16 protein-coding genes are annotated in these 16,791 nt (G+C 58.6%); 3 read left to right on the top strand and 13 right to left on the bottom strand.

The genetic code is table 11. The features are described 5' to 3' along the window. Positions 1-7 precede the first annotated feature (7 nt). The 4 genes from tgt to trmD all read right to left on the bottom strand — a co-directional run bounded on the left by tgt (position 8) and on the right by trmD (position 4,352). Entirely contained in the window at positions 8-1,132 is a 1,125-nt protein-coding gene (tgt, locus tag HMPREF9161_RS00960; RefSeq protein ID WP_009727799.1) for a tRNA guanosine(34) transglycosylase Tgt, read from the bottom strand. A 68-nt stretch (positions 1,133-1,200) separates the two neighbouring features. Next, positions 1,201-2,052: a shikimate dehydrogenase gene (locus tag HMPREF9161_RS00955; protein ID WP_009727798.1), complete on the bottom strand. Its 852-nt coding sequence runs from the start codon at positions 2,050-2,052 to the stop codon at positions 1,201-1,203. 8 nt (positions 2,053-2,060) lie between these two features. Next, positions 2,061-3,518 carry a nicotinate phosphoribosyltransferase gene (locus tag HMPREF9161_RS00950; RefSeq protein WP_009727797.1) on the bottom strand — a complete coding sequence of 486 codons (1,458 nt, stop codon included), beginning with the start codon at positions 3,516-3,518 and terminating at the stop codon, positions 2,061-2,063. Between the two features lie 87 nt (positions 3,519-3,605). Then, a complete protein-coding gene (gene trmD / locus HMPREF9161_RS00945; RefSeq protein WP_009727796.1) occupies positions 3,606-4,352 on the bottom strand; it encodes a tRNA (guanosine(37)-N1)-methyltransferase TrmD in 747 nt (248 codons plus the stop codon). A 156-nt stretch (positions 4,353-4,508) separates the two neighbouring features. Here trmD and HMPREF9161_RS00940 point away from each other — a divergent pair, with 156 nt between their 5' ends. Continuing rightward, the gene (locus tag HMPREF9161_RS00940) at positions 4,509-5,276 is read left to right on the top strand and encodes a DUF4931 domain-containing protein (RefSeq protein WP_009727795.1); all 768 of its coding nucleotides are present in this window, start codon (positions 4,509-4,511) and stop codon (positions 5,274-5,276) included. 13 nt (positions 5,277-5,289) lie between these two features. Then, positions 5,290-6,201, top strand: coding sequence for a transglycosylase domain-containing protein (locus HMPREF9161_RS00935; RefSeq protein WP_009727794.1), 912 nt, complete (start codon positions 5,290-5,292; stop codon positions 6,199-6,201). Here HMPREF9161_RS00935 and HMPREF9161_RS00930 read toward each other — a convergent pair. From HMPREF9161_RS00930 to HMPREF9161_RS00890, 9 genes are all read right to left on the bottom strand, one after another. Next, positions 6,198-8,825: a TIGR03960 family B12-binding radical SAM protein gene (locus HMPREF9161_RS00930; RefSeq protein WP_009727793.1), complete on the bottom strand. Its 2,628-nt coding sequence runs from the start codon at positions 8,823-8,825 to the stop codon at positions 6,198-6,200. The genes HMPREF9161_RS00935 and HMPREF9161_RS00930 overlap by 4 nt on opposite strands. Before the next feature lie 82 nt (positions 8,826-8,907). Next, positions 8,908-10,017 (bottom strand): rod shape-determining protein RodA, encoded by a 1,110-nt coding sequence (gene rodA, locus HMPREF9161_RS00925; RefSeq protein WP_009727792.1) that lies wholly within the window; start codon positions 10,015-10,017, stop codon positions 8,908-8,910. Next, positions 10,014-10,289, bottom strand: coding sequence for a cell division topological specificity factor MinE (minE, locus tag HMPREF9161_RS00920; protein ID WP_009727791.1), 276 nt, complete (start codon positions 10,287-10,289; stop codon positions 10,014-10,016). The genes rodA and minE overlap by 4 nt, the downstream gene beginning before the upstream one ends. Before the next feature lie 12 nt (positions 10,290-10,301). Continuing rightward, the gene (minD, locus tag HMPREF9161_RS00915) at positions 10,302-11,096 is read right to left on the bottom strand and encodes a septum site-determining protein MinD (RefSeq protein WP_009727790.1); all 795 of its coding nucleotides are present in this window, start codon (positions 11,094-11,096) and stop codon (positions 10,302-10,304) included. An 8-nt stretch (positions 11,097-11,104) separates the two neighbouring features. Beyond that, positions 11,105-11,773, bottom strand: a complete 669-nt coding sequence (gene minC / locus HMPREF9161_RS00910) for a septum site-determining protein MinC (protein WP_009727789.1) — start codon at positions 11,771-11,773, stop codon at positions 11,105-11,107. After that, positions 11,770-13,578 carry a penicillin-binding protein 2 gene (mrdA, locus tag HMPREF9161_RS00905; protein WP_009727788.1) on the bottom strand — a complete coding sequence of 603 codons (1,809 nt, stop codon included), beginning with the start codon at positions 13,576-13,578 and terminating at the stop codon, positions 11,770-11,772. The genes minC and mrdA overlap by 4 nt, the downstream gene beginning before the upstream one ends. A 25-nt stretch (positions 13,579-13,603) precedes the next feature. After that, positions 13,604-14,101: a rod shape-determining protein MreD gene (gene mreD / locus HMPREF9161_RS00900; RefSeq protein ID WP_009727787.1), complete on the bottom strand. Its 498-nt coding sequence runs from the start codon at positions 14,099-14,101 to the stop codon at positions 13,604-13,606. Then, entirely contained in the window at positions 14,098-15,039 is a 942-nt protein-coding gene (gene mreC / locus HMPREF9161_RS00895; RefSeq protein ID WP_009727786.1) for a rod shape-determining protein MreC, read from the bottom strand. The genes mreD and mreC overlap by 4 nt, the downstream gene beginning before the upstream one ends. Beyond that, a complete protein-coding gene (locus HMPREF9161_RS00890) occupies positions 15,036-16,070 on the bottom strand; it encodes a rod shape-determining protein (protein ID WP_009727785.1) in 1,035 nt (344 codons plus the stop codon). The genes mreC and HMPREF9161_RS00890 overlap by 4 nt, the downstream gene beginning before the upstream one ends. 254 nt (positions 16,071-16,324) lie before the next feature. Between HMPREF9161_RS00890 and HMPREF9161_RS00885 the strand changes: the two genes are divergently transcribed. Continuing rightward, positions 16,325-16,783, top strand: a complete 459-nt coding sequence (locus tag HMPREF9161_RS00885) for an S-adenosylmethionine decarboxylase family protein (RefSeq protein ID WP_009727784.1) — start codon at positions 16,325-16,327, stop codon at positions 16,781-16,783. Positions 16,784-16,791 lie beyond the last annotated feature (8 nt).

Genomic DNA, 16,791 nt, shown 5'->3' with positions numbered 1-16,791 from the left:
CCTTTATTTATCCATTTTTATGATAGCGTTCCATCACGCTGCGATAGAACGACGGGAACGTCCCTTCAAGAATCGCCTCGCGCATGCGCCGCATGAACGATTGGAGGAAATACAGATTGTGCAGCGAGAGGAGCCGCAGCCCGAAGATTTCCTGCGCCCGCACGAGGTGCCGGATATATGCCCGCGTATACCCGCTGCGGCAGGCATAGCAGCCGCACCCCTCTTCGAGCACCGTGTGCGCATGCGTGTGTTCGGCATTCTTCATGACGAGCCGTCCCGTCCACGTCATGGCCATCCCGTTGCGCGCAACGCGCGTCGGGAAGACGCAGTCGAACATGTCGATGCCGTGCCGTACCCCTGTGAGCAGATAGTCCGGCGTGCCGACGCCCATGAGGTACCGCGGCTTGTCGGCGGGCAAAAGCTCCGCCGTATAGGACAGAATCTCCTCCATGAGCGCATGCGGTTCGCCGACGCTGAGCCCCCCGATGGCATAGCCGGGCAGGTCGAGCGCCGTTGCTTCCGCCGCGTGCTGCGCGCGCAGGTCGCGGTACATACCGCCCTGCACGATGCCGAAGAGCCCCTGCCCGGCCGCATTCGCCATTTCCTCTTTGCAGCGGACAAGCCAGCGCTGCGTGCGCGCGGTCGATGCCTTTGCATAATCGTAATCCGCCGGATATGGGATGCACTCGTCAAACGCCATAACGATGTCCGAGCCGAGGCATTTCTGCACCTGCATCGAGACCTCCGGCGAGAGGAATTTCTTCGACCCGTCGATATGCGAGCGGAACGCGACGCCCTCCTCCGATATTTTGCGCAGGTCGCCGAGGCTGAACACCTGAAATCCGCCGCTGTCCGTGAGGATTGCGCCGTCCCAGTGCATGAACCTGTGCAGCCCCCCCGCCTCCCGCACGAGCTCCATGCCGGGACGCAGGAACAGATGATAGGTATTGCTGAGGATGATGCCTGCGCCGAGGCCGCGCAGTTCGTCGGGCGAGACGCCCTTCACCGATGCCTGTGTGCCGACAGGCATGAAGATCGGCGTCGGAAAGCTGCCGTGCGGCGTATGGAGCACTCCTGCGCGCGCTCCCGTCGTTTCATCAGCACGAATCAGCTCATAGGTAATCGCCGCCAATCACGCACCGCCCTTCTCAAAGCATTCCATATCATAACACAAAAGCGAAAGATTTTCAAAATACAAAACTATGCGAGCGCGTCGCGCAGCGCCTGCCGCATGAGACCGGCGTCGGGACGCACGCCCGTCCAGAGGAAGAACGCCTCCGCCCCCTGCGCCGCGAGCATTGTCTCTCCGTTGATCGTTCGGTGTCCATACCGCGCCGCCTCTCGTAGGAACCGTGTTTCGGCAGGCGTATAGATGAGGTCATAGGCAAGCGCCGCGGGGTGCACCGCCGCCCAATCCACGGGCGGCATCTCCGCCACATGCGGCGCCATACCGAGCGGCGTCGTCTGCACGATGACATCGGCGGTGCGCAGGCAGGCGGCAAACGCATCGTCTGCAAAGTGAAGCGCCCGCACACCGCCGTCCGCCGCAAAGTCCGCGCACAGCGCCGCCCCCTTTCGGGGACTGCGCACGCCGATATCGATGCGCGCCGCGCCCGCTTTGAGGAGCCCCCACAAAACGGCGCGCGCCGCGCCGCCCGCACCGAGCACGGCGGCATGCGCGCCGCGCAGAGAAATTCCGCATGCCGCAAATCCCGCCAAAAATCCGGCGGCATCCGTATTATATCCGGCGAGGCCGCCGTCCGCACGGACGACCACCGTATTGACCGCCCCGATGCGCCGCGCATCCTCGTCCAGTTCATCGAGCAGTGGAATGATCTCCGTCTTAAAGGGAACCGTTACATTCCACCCGCAGAACCCCGCATCGCGCAGGCCCGCCACGGCCGACGGCAGCGCGTCCCGCCGCACGGGGAGCGCGACATACACATAGTCCAGTCCCGCCGCTCGCAGCGCGGCGTTTTGCAGAACAGGCGATAGACTATGCGTTACGGGCGCGCCGATCACGCCGAGCAGTTTCGTTCCGCCTGTAATCATCGCATCTCCTAGCTGTGCTTCCCGCGCACCTCTTCGAGCAGGCTCATCTTTAGATCATAGTAATCCGGCGTCATGTCGAGATAGTGCCGATGCGGATTCTCAAAGCGCTGTTCCTCCTGCCATATTTCGTGCGTGAGCTGCGCACGGACATGGGCGCGGATTTCCTCGAGCGTCGGCAGCTGCTCCACACGCCGTCCCTCCCGGACATATAGACGGTGGAGGTTAACCGCTCGAAAGCCCTCGAAGAATCTGTTCTTCCACGGCTTCTGCGGATCCACATAGCGGAACGGACGCGTTAAGTCGACCGTCTCGCCGCGGATCGCGAGCATATCCGCAACGGCGTTGCCGGCTTCATCGTAAACGCGGTAGATATCCTTCAGCCCCGGATTGGTCAGTTTTTCCACGTTCTCCGACATTTTTATGCGCGGCAGGAAGGCCCCCTCCCGCTCGACGGCGACAAGCTTATATACCGCGCCGAAGACAGGATCGGACTTCGCCGTAATCAGCCGCTCGCCGACGCCGAAACTATCTACCTGCGCCCCCTGCAAAAGGAGCGAAGAGATCGTCCATTCGTCGAGGCTGTTCGATAGGATGATCTTACAGTCAGAGAGCCCCTCCTCGTCGAGTACCGTACGGACGCGTTTCGAGAGATAGGCGAGGTCGCCCGAGTCGATACGGACGCCCGCGAGGCGCCGTCCCTGCGGTTCGAGCACCTCATGTGCCGTGCGAACGGCGTTGGGCAGTCCCGAATGCATTACATCGTAGGTATCGATGAGAAGAACCGTTGCCTGCGGATAGGTCTCGGCATAATACCGGAACGACTCGAACTCATCGTCAAAGAACATCACCCAGCTGTGCGCCATCGTCCCGGAAACCGGGATGCCGAACTGCTGCGCCGCCGAGACCGTCGCCGTCATATCGACGCCGCCGATATACGCCGCGCGTGCGCCGTAGGTTGCCGCATCCATGTTGTGCGCACGCCGCGCGCCGAAATCCGAGACCGTGCGGCCCTCGGCGGCACGCACGATGCGCGACGCCTTTGTTGCGACCAGCGACTGATGGTTGATCTGCGTCAAAATCGCCGTCTCGAGGAGCTGCGCGTCGATCATCGGTCCCACAATCGTCATAATCGGCTCGTCTGGATAGATGATCGTCCCCTCGGGCACCGCATAGATATCCCCGCGGAACCGAAAGTCGCGCAGGAAGCATAGGAACTCCTCGGAGAACAAATGCTGCGCACGGAAGAACGCGATGTCGTCGTCCGAAAACGAGAGGTTCTCCACAAACTCGATCACATGCTCCAGCCCCGCGAATATCGCGTAGCCGCCCTTATCCGGCACCGCACGGAAGAAAACGTCAAAGGCAGCGCGCCGTTCGCCTCCTCCTTGCTCAAAATATCCGTAGGACATCGTCATCTCATAGAAATCCATCATCATGGACAGATTGCGCTTGTCAAACTGCGTCATCGGAGGCCCCCCTTTGCTCGTGCCGTATCAAACGATAGGAATATACCGCCTATTATAGCATTTCCCCCGCCCCCGCGCAAAAGAACTTTAAGAGATTCCATTTTCTTCCCGACTTTTCAAAAACACACGGTCGCGCTCCGAAAGTTCCGCACGCGAAAGCAGTTCCGGACGCCGGCGGAGCGTCGTGAGCAGCGACTGCTCGCGGCGCCAGCGCGCGATCTCCGCGTGGTTGCCGGAGAGCAGGACGTCCGGCACCTCTTTCCCCTCGAAGGAGCGCGGGCGCGTGTACTGCGGATATCCGAGCAGGCCGCCATAGAAGGAGTCCGTCGGCGCGGACATATCGTCGCCGAGCACGCCGGGCAGCATCCGCGCCGTCGCATCGACAAGGAGCATCGCGGGGATCTCCCCGCCCGTCAGTACGAAATCACCGACGGAAATCAGACGGTCGGCAAGATCGCAGATGCGCGCGTCGAATCCCTCGTAGTGCCCGCAAATCAAAATGAGCTGTTCACAGGAGGCGAGTTCTTTTGCCGTCTCCTGCGTGAATACTTCCCCCGCGGGATCAAAAAGGATCGTGCGCCGTTTTCCCTCGTATGCCGCCGTCTCCTTCTGCACAGCGCGCACAGCCGCGTACACCGGTTCCGGTTTCAGCACCATCCCCGCGCCGCCGCCGAACGGCGCATCGTCGACATGCCGATGCTTGTCCGTCGCGTAATCGCGGAAATTCGTATAGTGAATATCCAGGATGCCGCACGCTGCCGCTCTGCCGATGATGCTGCTGCCAAAGGCGCCCGCGAACATCTCCGGGAACAGCGTTACCAGATCGATCCTCATATAAATTCCTCTTACTCCTAATTAGTGATTTTGTATAGTATAACACACCGCAGACGCGCTGCCCCATAGAAATTTTCCTAAATCTCTACAGAAAATGAACGCTTTGCGTTATAATAGAACAGTCGAACAATCCCCCGTACATTTTGGAGCAGTTTTATGGACATCAATCTCGCCCGCTTTAACACGAACATCGGCCGGCAAAAGCCGGAGAATATCGTTCACAGCGAAGCCGCCTGTCCCTTTTGCGAGCCGGATAAACTCACGGATATCATCGCGACGGACGGCGACATCATCCTGCTGAAAAATAAATACAATGTCCTCGACGAAGCGGATCAATTTGTCCTCATCGAGGGCAAGGACTGCTGGGCGGACATGCCGGACTATCCCCCCGCGCATATGCATCGGCTCATTGCCTTCGGCATGCGTCATTGGGCGCAGATGCGCACAAGCGGGAAATACAATACCGTTCTTTTTTTCAAGAACTACGGACACTATTCCGGCGGCACCATCCGCCATCCGCATATGCAGCTCGTCGGGTTCCCCCATCTGCGCCCGGAGCTTCTCTTCCAACGCAGCGAATTCGACGGGCTCACGGTCGCGGAAAAGGACGGGGTTACGCTGAATCTCTCGACGCGGCCGCGCATCGGCTTTTGGGAGCTGAACATCGTGCCGCGGGATGCGGCAGAGACCGACGCCATCGCCGACTACATCCAGATTGCCGTGGATTTCCTGATGCATAGGTTTCATCGGCGGCTCGACAGCTACAACATCTTCTTCTACAACGACGGCGACGACGTGTTCGTCAAAGTGATGCCGCGGTTCGCCACATCCCCGATGTTCGTCGGCTACAACATTCACCTCGTGCCGTCCAATCTTGAGGAGATTCGGGAGCGCATCCAATCGATTTATTTTATGGGGAAATAGAAGAGGGACATCCATGACAGACGAACAAAACGAAGGCGCGTCGGGCAAACGGCGACGGCGCAAGCCGACGGGAACGCGGCGCTCAAAAAAACGTACGGCAAGGAGAAAAACGGGCGCGCCGAAACGGATGGGGCGCTTATTCATGATCCTTGTACTCATCGGACTGACGACGTGCGCCGGAACATTCCTGTTCTTCCCTCACACGTGGCAGGGCATCGGTATGCTGCTTCCCGATGCGGAACCTCAAAAGCCCGCAAACCGGCTGCACGATATGCGAGAGCCCGAAGCCGCGGAGCGGATCGCACGCATCCTCTTTGTGCGTCGTGCCGTCGAGGCCCGCATCGACAGTGCGGATTACGTTCCCATCAGCCGCATCTCGCCCGACCTGCAGCGCGCCGTCGTCGCCGTCGAGGACCGGCGGTTCTACGAGCACATCGGCTTCGATATGACGGGGATGGCGCGCGCGACGCTCGTCAACATCCAGCACGGACGCATCGAAGAAGGCGCCAGCACGATCACGCAGCAGCTCGTCAAAAATCTTTTCCTCGAAAATGACCGGTCCTTTACGCGTAAGGCGGAGGAAATCCTGCTCGCCCTCGATATCGAGATCGCGTACACCAAACCCGAAATCCTCGAAATGTATTTGAACGTCGTCTACTACGGCGCGGGATACTACGGCGTCGGCGCGGCATCCGAGGGGTACTATGGGAAAGAGCCCGCCATGCTCGACCTCCCGGAGGCATCGATGCTCGCGGGGATCCCGAACGCACCGTCCGAGCTCTCCCCCTTCGTCGATTTCATTGCGGCAAAAAAGCGCCAAGCGGTCGTGCTTGACGCAATGGAGGCGCAGAACTATATCGATCGACGTACGGCGGAGGATGCGAAGATCCAGCCGCTCATCCTGCGTCCGAAACAAAATTTCTAACGGTCGATGAGCGCCTTTCCCTCTGAGAAAAGCCCGATGCGGGTCACATAGGCCTCGCTCGGGTCAACGGGCAGATCGAAATCCCGCACCATGAGGCTGAGGATTTCGACGGGCTTCACACTGCCCGCAGGCGTCACTATAAGATTCATCCAAAAGATCAGCCGCGCACCCTCTTGCCGGACGGTCACGGGTGCTTTCAAAAACGCCTTTGTCTCAATCTCTCGGCTCTTCTTCGGCGTGACGCGGCGCCACACGGCAGTCTCCGCTTCGTTATAGCGGCGCACGCTCTCCCGCACCGGCGCCGCAGCTCCCGCATAGGAAACGGTGATGCGGTAGCGCGCCTCGTCCACATCCGCCATAAGCGCCTTATATTTGCCGGCGAGCATGCGCAGCCGAATTATATCCGCGCCTTTCGGAAGATGCCGTCGCAGCCTCGTCACCACCTCCGCCGCGGGAAGCGCTTCCGTCATTTCGAAGTCCACATACTCCGCGTCACTCGCCGCGCCGAGGGACAGCGCAGAGGCGAACGCCACCTTCATATGCGGATTGAATCCCTCCGAGTACGCCATGGGCAGATGCGCGCGCTTGCATGCCCGTACGAAGAGATTTGCATAGTCGAGATGGGAGACATAGCGCAGCTCCTCCCCCTTCGTAATCAACCCCCGATAGGTCGTCAGCGTACGTTCCTGCGGGGGATTTTTGGCGTTCTGCGGCTGCTCCGCAGCGGGGCTCTGGATAGATGCGCTGTCCCGATTCTCCTCCATACGCCTCCGTTCCGCCGCCTCATAGTCGACGATATCGACGCCGAGCGTCGGGCAGATGCCGCAGCCCGTGCAGTGTGTGCGGCGGCAGTCGACCGTCAGCGCCGCGGCAAGCGCCTTCTGCCACTCCTGCCGAAGGAACCGCTCGAGCACGCCGGGCGACGTATGCGCCCACGGCAGCGGCTCGCCGATCGTACGCGTCCGTCTGCTGAAATAGGCCCAATCGATGCCGCATGTTTCAAATGCGGCAAAATACCGCGCATCGTCGAAAAGATCCGACCAGCCGTCAAATTTCGCCCCGTTCTTCCACGCCTCGTAGAGTGCGGGAGCCAGCCGACGATCGCCGCGCGCGAATACCCCCTCGATCACCGAGAGCCGCGCGTCATGATAGTGGAACGAGATAGACCGATCGGTGATATGCTCCTTGAGCAGCTGCTGCCGCCGCTGGAACTCCTCGATGGAGAGCTGCCCAAACCACTGGAACGGCGTATAGGGCTTCGGCACGAAACAAGAGACGGAGACCGTTACCTTGACGCCGCGTCTGCCGCGGATCTTTGTATAGAGATCGACGACCTTCTTCGCCAGCCGCGCGATGCCGACGATGTCCTCGTCCGTCTCGGTCGGCAGCCCCATCATGAAGTAGAGTTTCACCTGTTTCCATCCGTGCCGGAACGCCGCACCGCACGCGTCCATCAGATTTTCTTCTGTCACGCCCTTGTTGATCACATCGCGCAGACGCTGCGTCCCCGCCTCGGGCGCAAAGGTGAGTCCGGACTTCCGTACCTGCTGCATCTTATGCGCGAGATCGATGGAAAAGCTGTCGATCCGCAGCGACGGCAGGGAGAAACTAATCTTCTCGTCACGGTAATCCTCCATGAGATCGTCCACAAGCCGCCCGAGGCAGGAATAGTCCGCCGAAGAGAGCGAGGTGAGGCTCATCTCGTCGTAGCCGGTTGCCTCCGTGAGACCGCGGGCCATCCGGCGCAGCCGCGCCTCCGTCCGCTCACGCGCGGGACGATAAGCGATTCCCGCCTGGCAGAACCGGCAGCCGCGCGAGCAGCCCCGGAAAAGATCCAGCATCAAACGGTTGTGCACGATGTCCATATAGGGGACGATCGGATGCTCCACGGACATCACGTCGTCCATATCCTTCACAACGCGCTTATAAATAACGGGACGCGCCGCGGGATGCAGCGGACGAAGTTCCGCAAAGTTCCCCGCCGCATCATAGACCGCATCGTAAAACGACGGCACATAGATTCCGTCCACAGCAAGCAGACGCGTGAGGAACCCGCACCGCCCGTCCGGTCGGCCCGCCGCACTCCACACGATAAAGGCATCCGCAATCTCAAGGATGACTTCCTCCGCCTCCCCGATCACGAAGAAATCAAAAAAGTCCGCAATCGGCTCCACATTGTAAACACAGGGGCCGCCGCCCACAACAAACGGCATATCCTCGCCGCGGGCGGAAGCATATACGGGAATCCCCGCAAGATCCAACATGTTAAGGACGTTGGAATAGATCATTTCGTATTGGAGAGAGAATCCGAAAAAATCAAAATCTCGGATCTCCCGGCGCGATTCGAGAGAAAAGAGCGGGATACCGCGCGCCCGCATCTTTTCCTCCATATCCACCCACGGCGCGTAAACGCGCTCGGCGAGAATATCGTCCCTACGGTTTAGGATTTCATAGAGGATGGCGAGTCCGAGATTGCTCATACCGACCTCGTAGACGTCGGGCAGCGCCAGCGCAAAACGGCAGCGTACGGAATCCCAGTCCTTGCGGACGGCATTCCATTCGCCGCCTGTGTATCGTGCCGGTTTTAACACAGACTGCAGGATGCTGTGATCAAGCTGCACCATCGGTTCCGATTCCCTCCGAAAACCCTAAAATAAAAGAGACTGCCGCGCGCAGGCAAGCAGCCCCACAGATTGCATCGTTCCTCTAAAAAAGCAGTTTTTGCCGCCGCAGCTGAATATTCAACAGAATGGCGATCGCCATAATATTCGTCGTGAGCGAGCTGACGCCGTAGCTCATCAGCGGCAGCGGGATGCCCGTGACGGGCATAATGCCCATCGTCATGCCCGCATTCACAAGCACGTGGAAAGCGATCATCGAAGTGATGCCCACTGCCAGCAAACGGCCGAACATATCGCTCGCATCCTGCGCGATCCGTATGCCGCGCCAAAGGATCACGAGATAGAGGAGCAGCAGTACGGTGCAGCCGACGAAACCGAGTTCCTCTCCCACGACGGAGAAGATAAAGTCCGTATGATTCTCCGGCAGGAAGTTCAGCTGACTCTGCGTCCCGCTAAAGAGTCCCTTGCCGAACAGCATCCCCGATCCGATGGCGATCTTCGACTGGATGATGTGATAGCCCGCGCCGAGCGGATCCACGTTTGGATCCATAAAAACCATGATGCGCATCTTCTGATACTCCTTCAGAAAATGCCAAATGACGGGCATCGCCGCAAGACCGATGCCGAAGATCCATGCCAGCATACGCAGGCGGATCCCGGCGACGAATACCATGCCGAAGAAAATCGCGACAAAGACCAGCGACGTACCGAGATCCGGCTGTTTCAGGACGAGCAGGAACGGTACGCCGACATAGGCAGCAACGGGGAGGAGTTCTCCGATCGTATTGATCTTGCCGCCGCGCTTTTCGAGCATCGCCGCGAGCGCAATAATCATAATGAGCTTTGAGAACTCGGACGGCTGTATGCTGATCGGACCGAGCGCGATCCACCGCTGTGCGCCGAGCGCCGTCTGCCCGACCAACATGACCAAAATGAGCAGCACCAAGTTAAAGATATAAAAACGGTTGCCGTAGGGCTGCAGCATCTTATAGTCGAAGTTCATCAAAAACGCCGCAATCGCGACGTCCACAAGGATCGAAATGCCCTGCCGCTGCACGAACCAGTAGCGGTCGTCCGTCGGCGCATTGGCATGCGTCGCGCTGCCGATGATCACGAGACTCATGATGACAATGGCCGCCGCCGCCGCAATCAATGTGATATCCGTGCGGCGCAGCAGGCGTTTCGAGAGTATCATCGCCCGCCGGATCCGCCGTGCTGTACGCTGACGACGGGGATGTTGACGACGAGCGCCATCGTATCGTTCTCGTTCTCGAGCGCGAATTCCATCTCCTGTGTGTCGATATACATATATTTCGAGATCACCTGGATAATCTCCGCTCGCATATTATCCATGATCTCCGGCGAGACGTTCGCCCGATCGTTGATAATGACGAGTTGGAGGCGACGGCGCGCAACGGAGCCGGAGCTTTCCTTCTTGCCGAGAAGTCTTTTCAGTGCATCAATCACGCCAACCCCTCCTTACTTTTTCCCAAAAATTTTGCCCTTGAGCGATTCCCAGAAGCCTTCCTTCGTGAGTTCGCGGAACGGTATCTCCTCGCCGCAGAGACGGCCGACCACATCGAGATAGGCTTGTCCAGCGGGGGAGTCCGGCATGGTGACGCAAGGTTCGCCCCGGTTCGTGCTTGTGACGACGCTCTCGTCGTCCGGGATTTGGCCGATACAGCCGACGGAGAGGATTTCGTCGATATCGCTCATATCGAGCATATCGCCCTTCTCTACCATCTTCGGCCGGATACGGTTGACGACGAGGCGAATATCCTCTTTATCCGCTCGCCCGAGTTCGCCGATGATCTTGTCCGCATCGCGTACGGCCGAGATCTCCGGCATGGTCACCACAATCGCGGTGTCGGCGGCGGCAATCGCCGTCTTGAACCCCTGCTCGATGCCTGCGGGGCAGTCGATGATGATCACATCATAGGCGCGGCGCAGCTCCTCACAGAGCGTTGCAAGCTCCTCCGGATTCACCGCGCTCTTGTCCTTGACCTGGGAGGTCGGGAGAAGATAGAGGGAATCGTATTTTTTATGACGAACGAGCGCCTTTTTATACGGCACGCGTCCCGTCGTCACATCTACCAAATCGTACATGATGCGATTCTCGAGGCCCAACAAGAGGTCAAGATTCCGCAGGCCCGTATCGGTGTCGATGAGGACGACACTCTTGCCGCGCATCGCAAAACCGACGCCGATATTCGCCGTTGTCGTCGTCTTGCCGACGCCTCCTTTACCCGATGTCACCACATAGATCTCACTCATATGCTGTCCTACCTCTCTATTGGCTCAATAACAATCTGACCATCCTTCACATAGGCGCGTTCCGCCTTGCCGGAATCCTCCGGCTCATCCGGGGAACGCGCGACGTAGTTCGCGATGCGAATCTGCGTCGGCATCAAATGATCCGCGATAATAAATGCGGTCGAATCCCCCGCGGCACCCGCGTGAACGACCCCGCGGCACGTGCCGCGGATATCCACACTGCCGCCGGCGGTAATCTGTGCGCCGGGATTGACGTTGCCGAACACAATGACCGATCCCTCGGTCTCAACCTCCTGTCCGCCGCGCAGCGTCTTATCGATGACGAGCATTTGCCTGAGTTCCGGCTGCTCCGCCGCTCCGGCCGGAGACGCTTCCTTCCGGCGCGGCGGCTTGCGTTCCGCAGGCGGCCGCTCCGGAACGATCGGCATGGCGGGCAGCGGTCTTTCCTGTCGGCAGATCAACCCGTGCGTGCGAAACAGTTCCTGGAGTTCGTGAAGCTCCTCCTTCGGGAAACGATCGCGCGGAACGTAGACGAGCGTGCCCCGCAGGAAGAACCCGGAACCGGACTCGAGTTTTTTCCCAAGTTCCTCCATAATTTCCGCAAAGGACATATCTGCCGGGAAGGCAAGCATCAGCCCGTCGTTTTCCCCTTTGATTTTGATTTTATCCTCACTCATTGCTTTCCCTCACTCTTCCCTCGCGGATCCTGAGGCGCGGCTTTATCGAGTCCGAAGGCCGCCTCGAGAATCCGGCGCGCAATCGGCCCCGCCGCGACCGAGCCGAATCCGCCCTGCTCGACGATCACCGCCACCACGACATTCGGATTCGTATACGGCCCATAGACGACAAACCAGCTGTGATCTCTGCCCTGTGAGTTCTCCGCCGTGCCCGTTTTACCGGCAATATCAACCGGAAATCCCGCAAAGAGCGCCGTTCCCGTGCCGACCTTTGTCACGCTGTGCAGTCCTTCCTGCACATGGCGGATCACGCTCGGATCGACATCCAGCGTGGAGAGCAGTTCGGGGCGGATCTCGCGCACGGTTTTCCCGTTGACGTCTACGATACGCTGCACGAGATGCGGCTTATAGCGCTTCCCATCCGCCGCAATCTCGGCCACAACCATCGCGGCCTGCAGGGGCGTTACGAGATTGAACCCCTGCCCGATCGCCGCGTCAAAGGTCTCGGAGAGGTACCACTCGCCGTCCTCGTAATTGTCCGCCTTATACTTACGGTTCGGTGCAAGGCCCTCCGCCTCATAGGGGAGATCGATGCCCGTCCGTGCGCCGAGACCGAACATGCGCGCATAGCGTTCGATGGTATCGATGCCGAGACGGTTGCCCATCTCGTAGAAGTAAACGTTATCCGAGTGTGCCATCGCCTGCTCAAAATTGATCCAGCCGAGGGCCTCGCCGGCCGCGTTCGTCTTAGGAATGATCCAGTGACGTCCGGAATCGAAGATCTGTTCCTGTGCCGTAACCTTATGTTCCGCGAGCGCCGCCGTTCCCGTTATGATTTTAAACGTAGAGCCCGGGGGGTACTCTCCTGTAATCGCCTTATTATCCATCGGATGATAGGGATTGTTGTTCAGCACATTCCAATTCGCCGTTGAGATCCCGCCTGCGAAGAGGTTCGGGTTAAAGGCGGGGCGACTGAGCATCGCGAGAATCTCGCCCGTCTGCGGGTTCATAACCACGACGGCCGCCGCATTTGCATGGATGGCGGCGAGCTGATCGTCCACCGCGCGCTCGGCCGCCTCTTGAATATGCTGATCGATTGTCAGGATCAGGTCGTTGCCGGGAACGGGCGATTGCCGGCCGAGGATCTGCACGGGCCGTCCGGATACGTCGACCTCAACTTGCTCGCCGCCCTTGATCCCGCGTACGTCTTTATCATAAATGCGCTCAAGGCCGAACTTACCGATGATATCGCCGGACTTATACTCTTCTCCTTTGCGCCGTTCAAGTTCCTCCTCGTTAATCTCGCTCACATAACCGAATACGTGTGCCGCGTATTCGCCGAAGATATAGTCGCGAACCGGCAGTACCTCGACCACGACGCCGGGATACTGATCCTTCTGTTCTTCAATGACGGAGACGACATCCGGCAGCACGTCATTTTTGATGCGGATGGGATCAAAACCCACATGCGCGTCAATCTTTTTTTGGATCTCCTCCACAGGCACATGGATCAGCGTTGAAACGCGCGCGATCACCTCGGGTGAAATAGGCTCCGTCAGCGGCAGCAGAGAAACGGTGAAACCGGGACGGTTCGTCACCAAGAGCGCGCCGTTGCGGTCGTAAAACGTCCCGCGCGCCGCCTCCGCAGGGATGATACGGATGCGGTTCCCCTCCGCCAGACGCGCGTAGAGCGCTCCGTCATACACTTGGAGATATCCTGCACGGCCGATGAGCACAAGGATGATGCATACGATCACCGCACTCAGGAACTGCAGCCGCCCGCTGAAATCTTCGTTTTCGTTCACAATTAGACTCCGAGAATATCCTTCCCTAACGTTTCGGTTCACTCACGCGCTTATCCAAATGAAAGGTTGCCCAATGAATCGGATAAGCAAAGATCAGCTGAAATATCAGCAGGAGAATAAGCACGCGCCCCATATGCAAAAACGGATTGAAACGATAGCCGAGCAGATAGACAATCACGGCCGAGATCACGTACTGGGCAAATGTCGCGGCGACCGACGCGGTGATCGGCAAGAAAAACTGCTCCTTAAAGACGCGGTCGGAGAAACGTCCGAAGAAGAGCCCAATCAGCGTCAACGTAAACGCATGCAGTCCGAAAAAGGAACCTACGCTGAGATCCTGCAGTAACCCGAGTGCGAATCCAACCAGCCCGCCCAGCTTGCTCCCGCGCAGGAACGCATAGGACACGGTGACTAAGAGGAGAAGATCCGGGATCACTCCGTACACCGCAATGAGCGGCAGAAAAGAAAACTGCAATATAAACAGCACAATGAAAAAGAGGATAAAAAACCGATATCGCTTCACTGTGCCGCCGCCTTTATCTGTGTCGCCGAGATCTCCGCGGCGGCAGCCGCACCGGGACTCAGCGGAACCGCCCGGATCGGTTCCGGCGGAGCCTCCCGCGATGCCGTGATAATCGCCACGTCCTCGAGCCGCTGGAAGTCCACCGCCGTCTCAATGACGGCGATCTTGAGGAGCCCGCTGTCGTCGCCGCGCTGTGCCGCAACGCGCCCGACCATGATCCCCTTGGGGTATATGCCGCCGAACCCGGACGTGACGACGGCATCGCCGTCCTCGACGTCCGCATTGCGCGGGATATTGACCATCTGCGGCATATAGGGGTTATCGATAGTCCCCGTGACGATCCCGGTCACGCGCGAGTCGGAGCGCTGGATGAGCGTTCCGACCGAGGAGCGAACATCGAGGATCAGCTGTACCTTGGACGAGAGCGGGCTGACGTCCGTCACGCGCCCCACGAGTCCGTTGCCCGTGACGACGGGCATATTCTCACGGACCCCGTCCCTCGCGCCGCGATCCACCACGATCATGCTTGTCCAAAGCGCCGCATCGCGCCCTATCACACGTGCGGCTAGAAGATCGAACTGATGCGCCGACTGTTTGTATGAAAGAAGCTCGCGCAGCCGCACATTTTCTGCCGCATATTCCTCCGCCATCGTATTTTCCCGACGCAGCTGCTCAATCTCATTTTTAAGCATTTTATTCTGCTCGTGCACCGTCGCAATTTCCCAGATATTCGACGTCACAGAGCGGATCTGCCCGGCACACCAGGAAAACGCCATCTCGAACGGAGCAAGCACAGTGCCCACCGTCGTTGTGGACGCAGTCGCCTGAAACCGCCCGCGTGCGGCAAAGAAAATAACGCAAAAAAGGGCCAGCAGAACAAAAAGCAGCGCCCATATCTTAGGTCCCGACCGTCTTGCCCGTCCGAGCCGATCAATCATTGCCTTAATTTCTTCGACGACATGACGACGCTTTTGAGGAGGCCGATGTTCTCAAGCGTCCGCCCCGTCCCCTCGCCGACACAGGAAAGAGCGTCCTCCGACACCAGTACGGGCATCCCCGTTTCATGTGAGAGCAGCTTGTCGAGGTTCGTAAGGAGCGCGCCGCCGCCCGTCATCATAATCCCGTGATCCATGACGTCAGCGGCGAGTTCCGGCGGCGTCTTTTCAAGGGTACTCTTCACGGCGTCGATGATCTTATAAATCGGCTCGTTCAGCGCCTCGCGAATTTCCTTCGCGTGGATATTCAACGTTTTGGGCAGTCCGCTGACGAGATCCCGTCCGCGAATATCCATCGTACGATCCGTATCCGGCGTCACAATCGCCGTGCCGATTGAAATCTTAATCTCTTCCGCCGTACGCTCGCCGATCATGAGATTATACATACGCTTAATATACTGCACAATGGCGGAGTCCATCTCGTCGCCGCCGATACGAATCGAACGGCTCGTCACGATGCCGCCGAGTGAGATGATCGCAATCTCCGTCGTACCGCCGCCGATATCTACGACCATACTGCCCGTCGCCTCTTCCACCGGAAGACCCGCGCCGATGGCAGCCGCCATCGGTTCCTCAATGAGATACGCTTCGCGTGCGCCCGCCTGCTGCGCCGCATCGATGACCGCGCGCTTCTCGACCTCCGTGACGCCCGACGGCACGCCGACGACAACGCGCGGACGCACGAACGACTTCGAACGCATCGCCTTGTGGATGAAATATTTCAGCATCGCCTGCGTCACGTCAAAGTCGGCGATAACGCCGTCTTTCATCGGTCGGATCGCAACGATATTGCCGGGCGTGCGCCCGATCATCTGTTTTGCCTCCTCGCCGACGGCGAGCACATCGCCCGTATCGTTCTTGATCGCAACGACGGAGGGCTCGCGCAGTACGATTCCCCTGCCCTTCACATGCACCAGCGTATTTGCCGTGCCAAGATCGATACCCATATCGTGTCCACCAAAAAGACCAAACATTGTTAAAGGAGTCTCCTTCCATTCAAAAAGCTGAGTGCGGCGGATATAATTCCATATGCATACGCACAGTATGCAGGACTCAGTATAACATAAGGAAGTTTATTTTTCCATGAGATTTTATCTGAAAAGGCTTCATTCTATACTAAGAATTCATATGCGTTAGGACGATTTAACTAGATTCCTTGACGCCCGGCAGCCTTTCCTCTATAATGGATGCTAGAATAGTATGAAATTGTACGAGGAGACAGAATCGAATGACCATTCAATCGAGATTGCTGGCGGTGGATTTTTATAACTGTAAAGGTGAAAAATGCGGCGACGAGGAAACGCTCCGTATAAAAGTTTCGGAAGTGCTTACGGAAATCAATCTGCCTCCCCTACAGATCGTCAGCGATGTACGGGAGAACGGTCATATCTCGCTGATGGCGCTGCTGCCGGACGGTCATCTGGCACTGCACGTACATCCGGATCTCCGCCATGTCTCCCTCGATATCTATCTCTGTATGGAGGACGCGGTACTCGAGCCCATCGCCGCAGATCTGCGCAGGGCATTCCAGCCGGATAAGACCAAGAGCACGCATCTGCGCCGCGGCGATTTCCGCGCACCGGCAGAGATTCGTCCAAAGACCACAACGCGCGTCGCCCCCATCCGTAGGATCAAGAGTACGGGCGCCAAGGTGATCCGTATCCTCGCACGAAGAACGCGCAGATAACGCCTCGA

The organism is Selenomonas sp. F0473, assembly GCF_000315545.1.
Lineage (GTDB): Bacteria > Bacillota > Negativicutes > Selenomonadales > Selenomonadaceae > Centipeda.
Note: the sequence above shows the minus strand (reverse complement) of the source record. Positions and strands in the feature narration are given on the sequence as shown.

Coding starts and splice junctions, on each gene's coding strand:
- HMPREF9161_RS00955 (WP_009727798.1), bottom strand. CDS start 2,052: ATGATTACAGGCGGAACGAAACTGCTCGGCGTGATCGGCGCGCCCGTA.
- HMPREF9161_RS00950 (WP_009727797.1), bottom strand. CDS start 3,518: ATGACGCAGTTTGACAAGCGCAATCTGTCCATGATGATGGATTTCTAT.
- trmD (WP_009727796.1), bottom strand. CDS start 4,352: ATGAGGATCGATCTGGTAACGCTGTTCCCGGAGATGTTCGCGGGCGCC.
- HMPREF9161_RS00940 (WP_009727795.1), top strand. CDS start 4,509: ATGGACATCAATCTCGCCCGCTTTAACACGAACATCGGCCGGCAAAAG.
- HMPREF9161_RS00935 (WP_009727794.1), top strand. CDS start 5,290: ATGACAGACGAACAAAACGAAGGCGCGTCGGGCAAACGGCGACGGCGC.
- HMPREF9161_RS00930 (WP_009727793.1), bottom strand. CDS start 8,825: ATGGTGCAGCTTGATCACAGCATCCTGCAGTCTGTGTTAAAACCGGCA.
- rodA (WP_009727792.1), bottom strand. CDS start 10,017: ATGATACTCTCGAAACGCCTGCTGCGCCGCACGGATATCACATTGATT.
- minD (WP_009727790.1), bottom strand. CDS start 11,096: ATGAGTGAGATCTATGTGGTGACATCGGGTAAAGGAGGCGTCGGCAAG.
- minC (WP_009727789.1), bottom strand. CDS start 11,773: ATGAGTGAGGATAAAATCAAAATCAAAGGGGAAAACGACGGGCTGATG.
- mreC (WP_009727786.1), bottom strand. CDS start 15,039: ATGATTGATCGGCTCGGACGGGCAAGACGGTCGGGACCTAAGATATGG.
- HMPREF9161_RS00890 (WP_009727785.1), bottom strand. CDS start 16,070: ATGTTTGGTCTTTTTGGTGGACACGATATGGGTATCGATCTTGGCACG.
- HMPREF9161_RS00885 (WP_009727784.1), top strand. CDS start 16,325: ATGACCATTCAATCGAGATTGCTGGCGGTGGATTTTTATAACTGTAAA.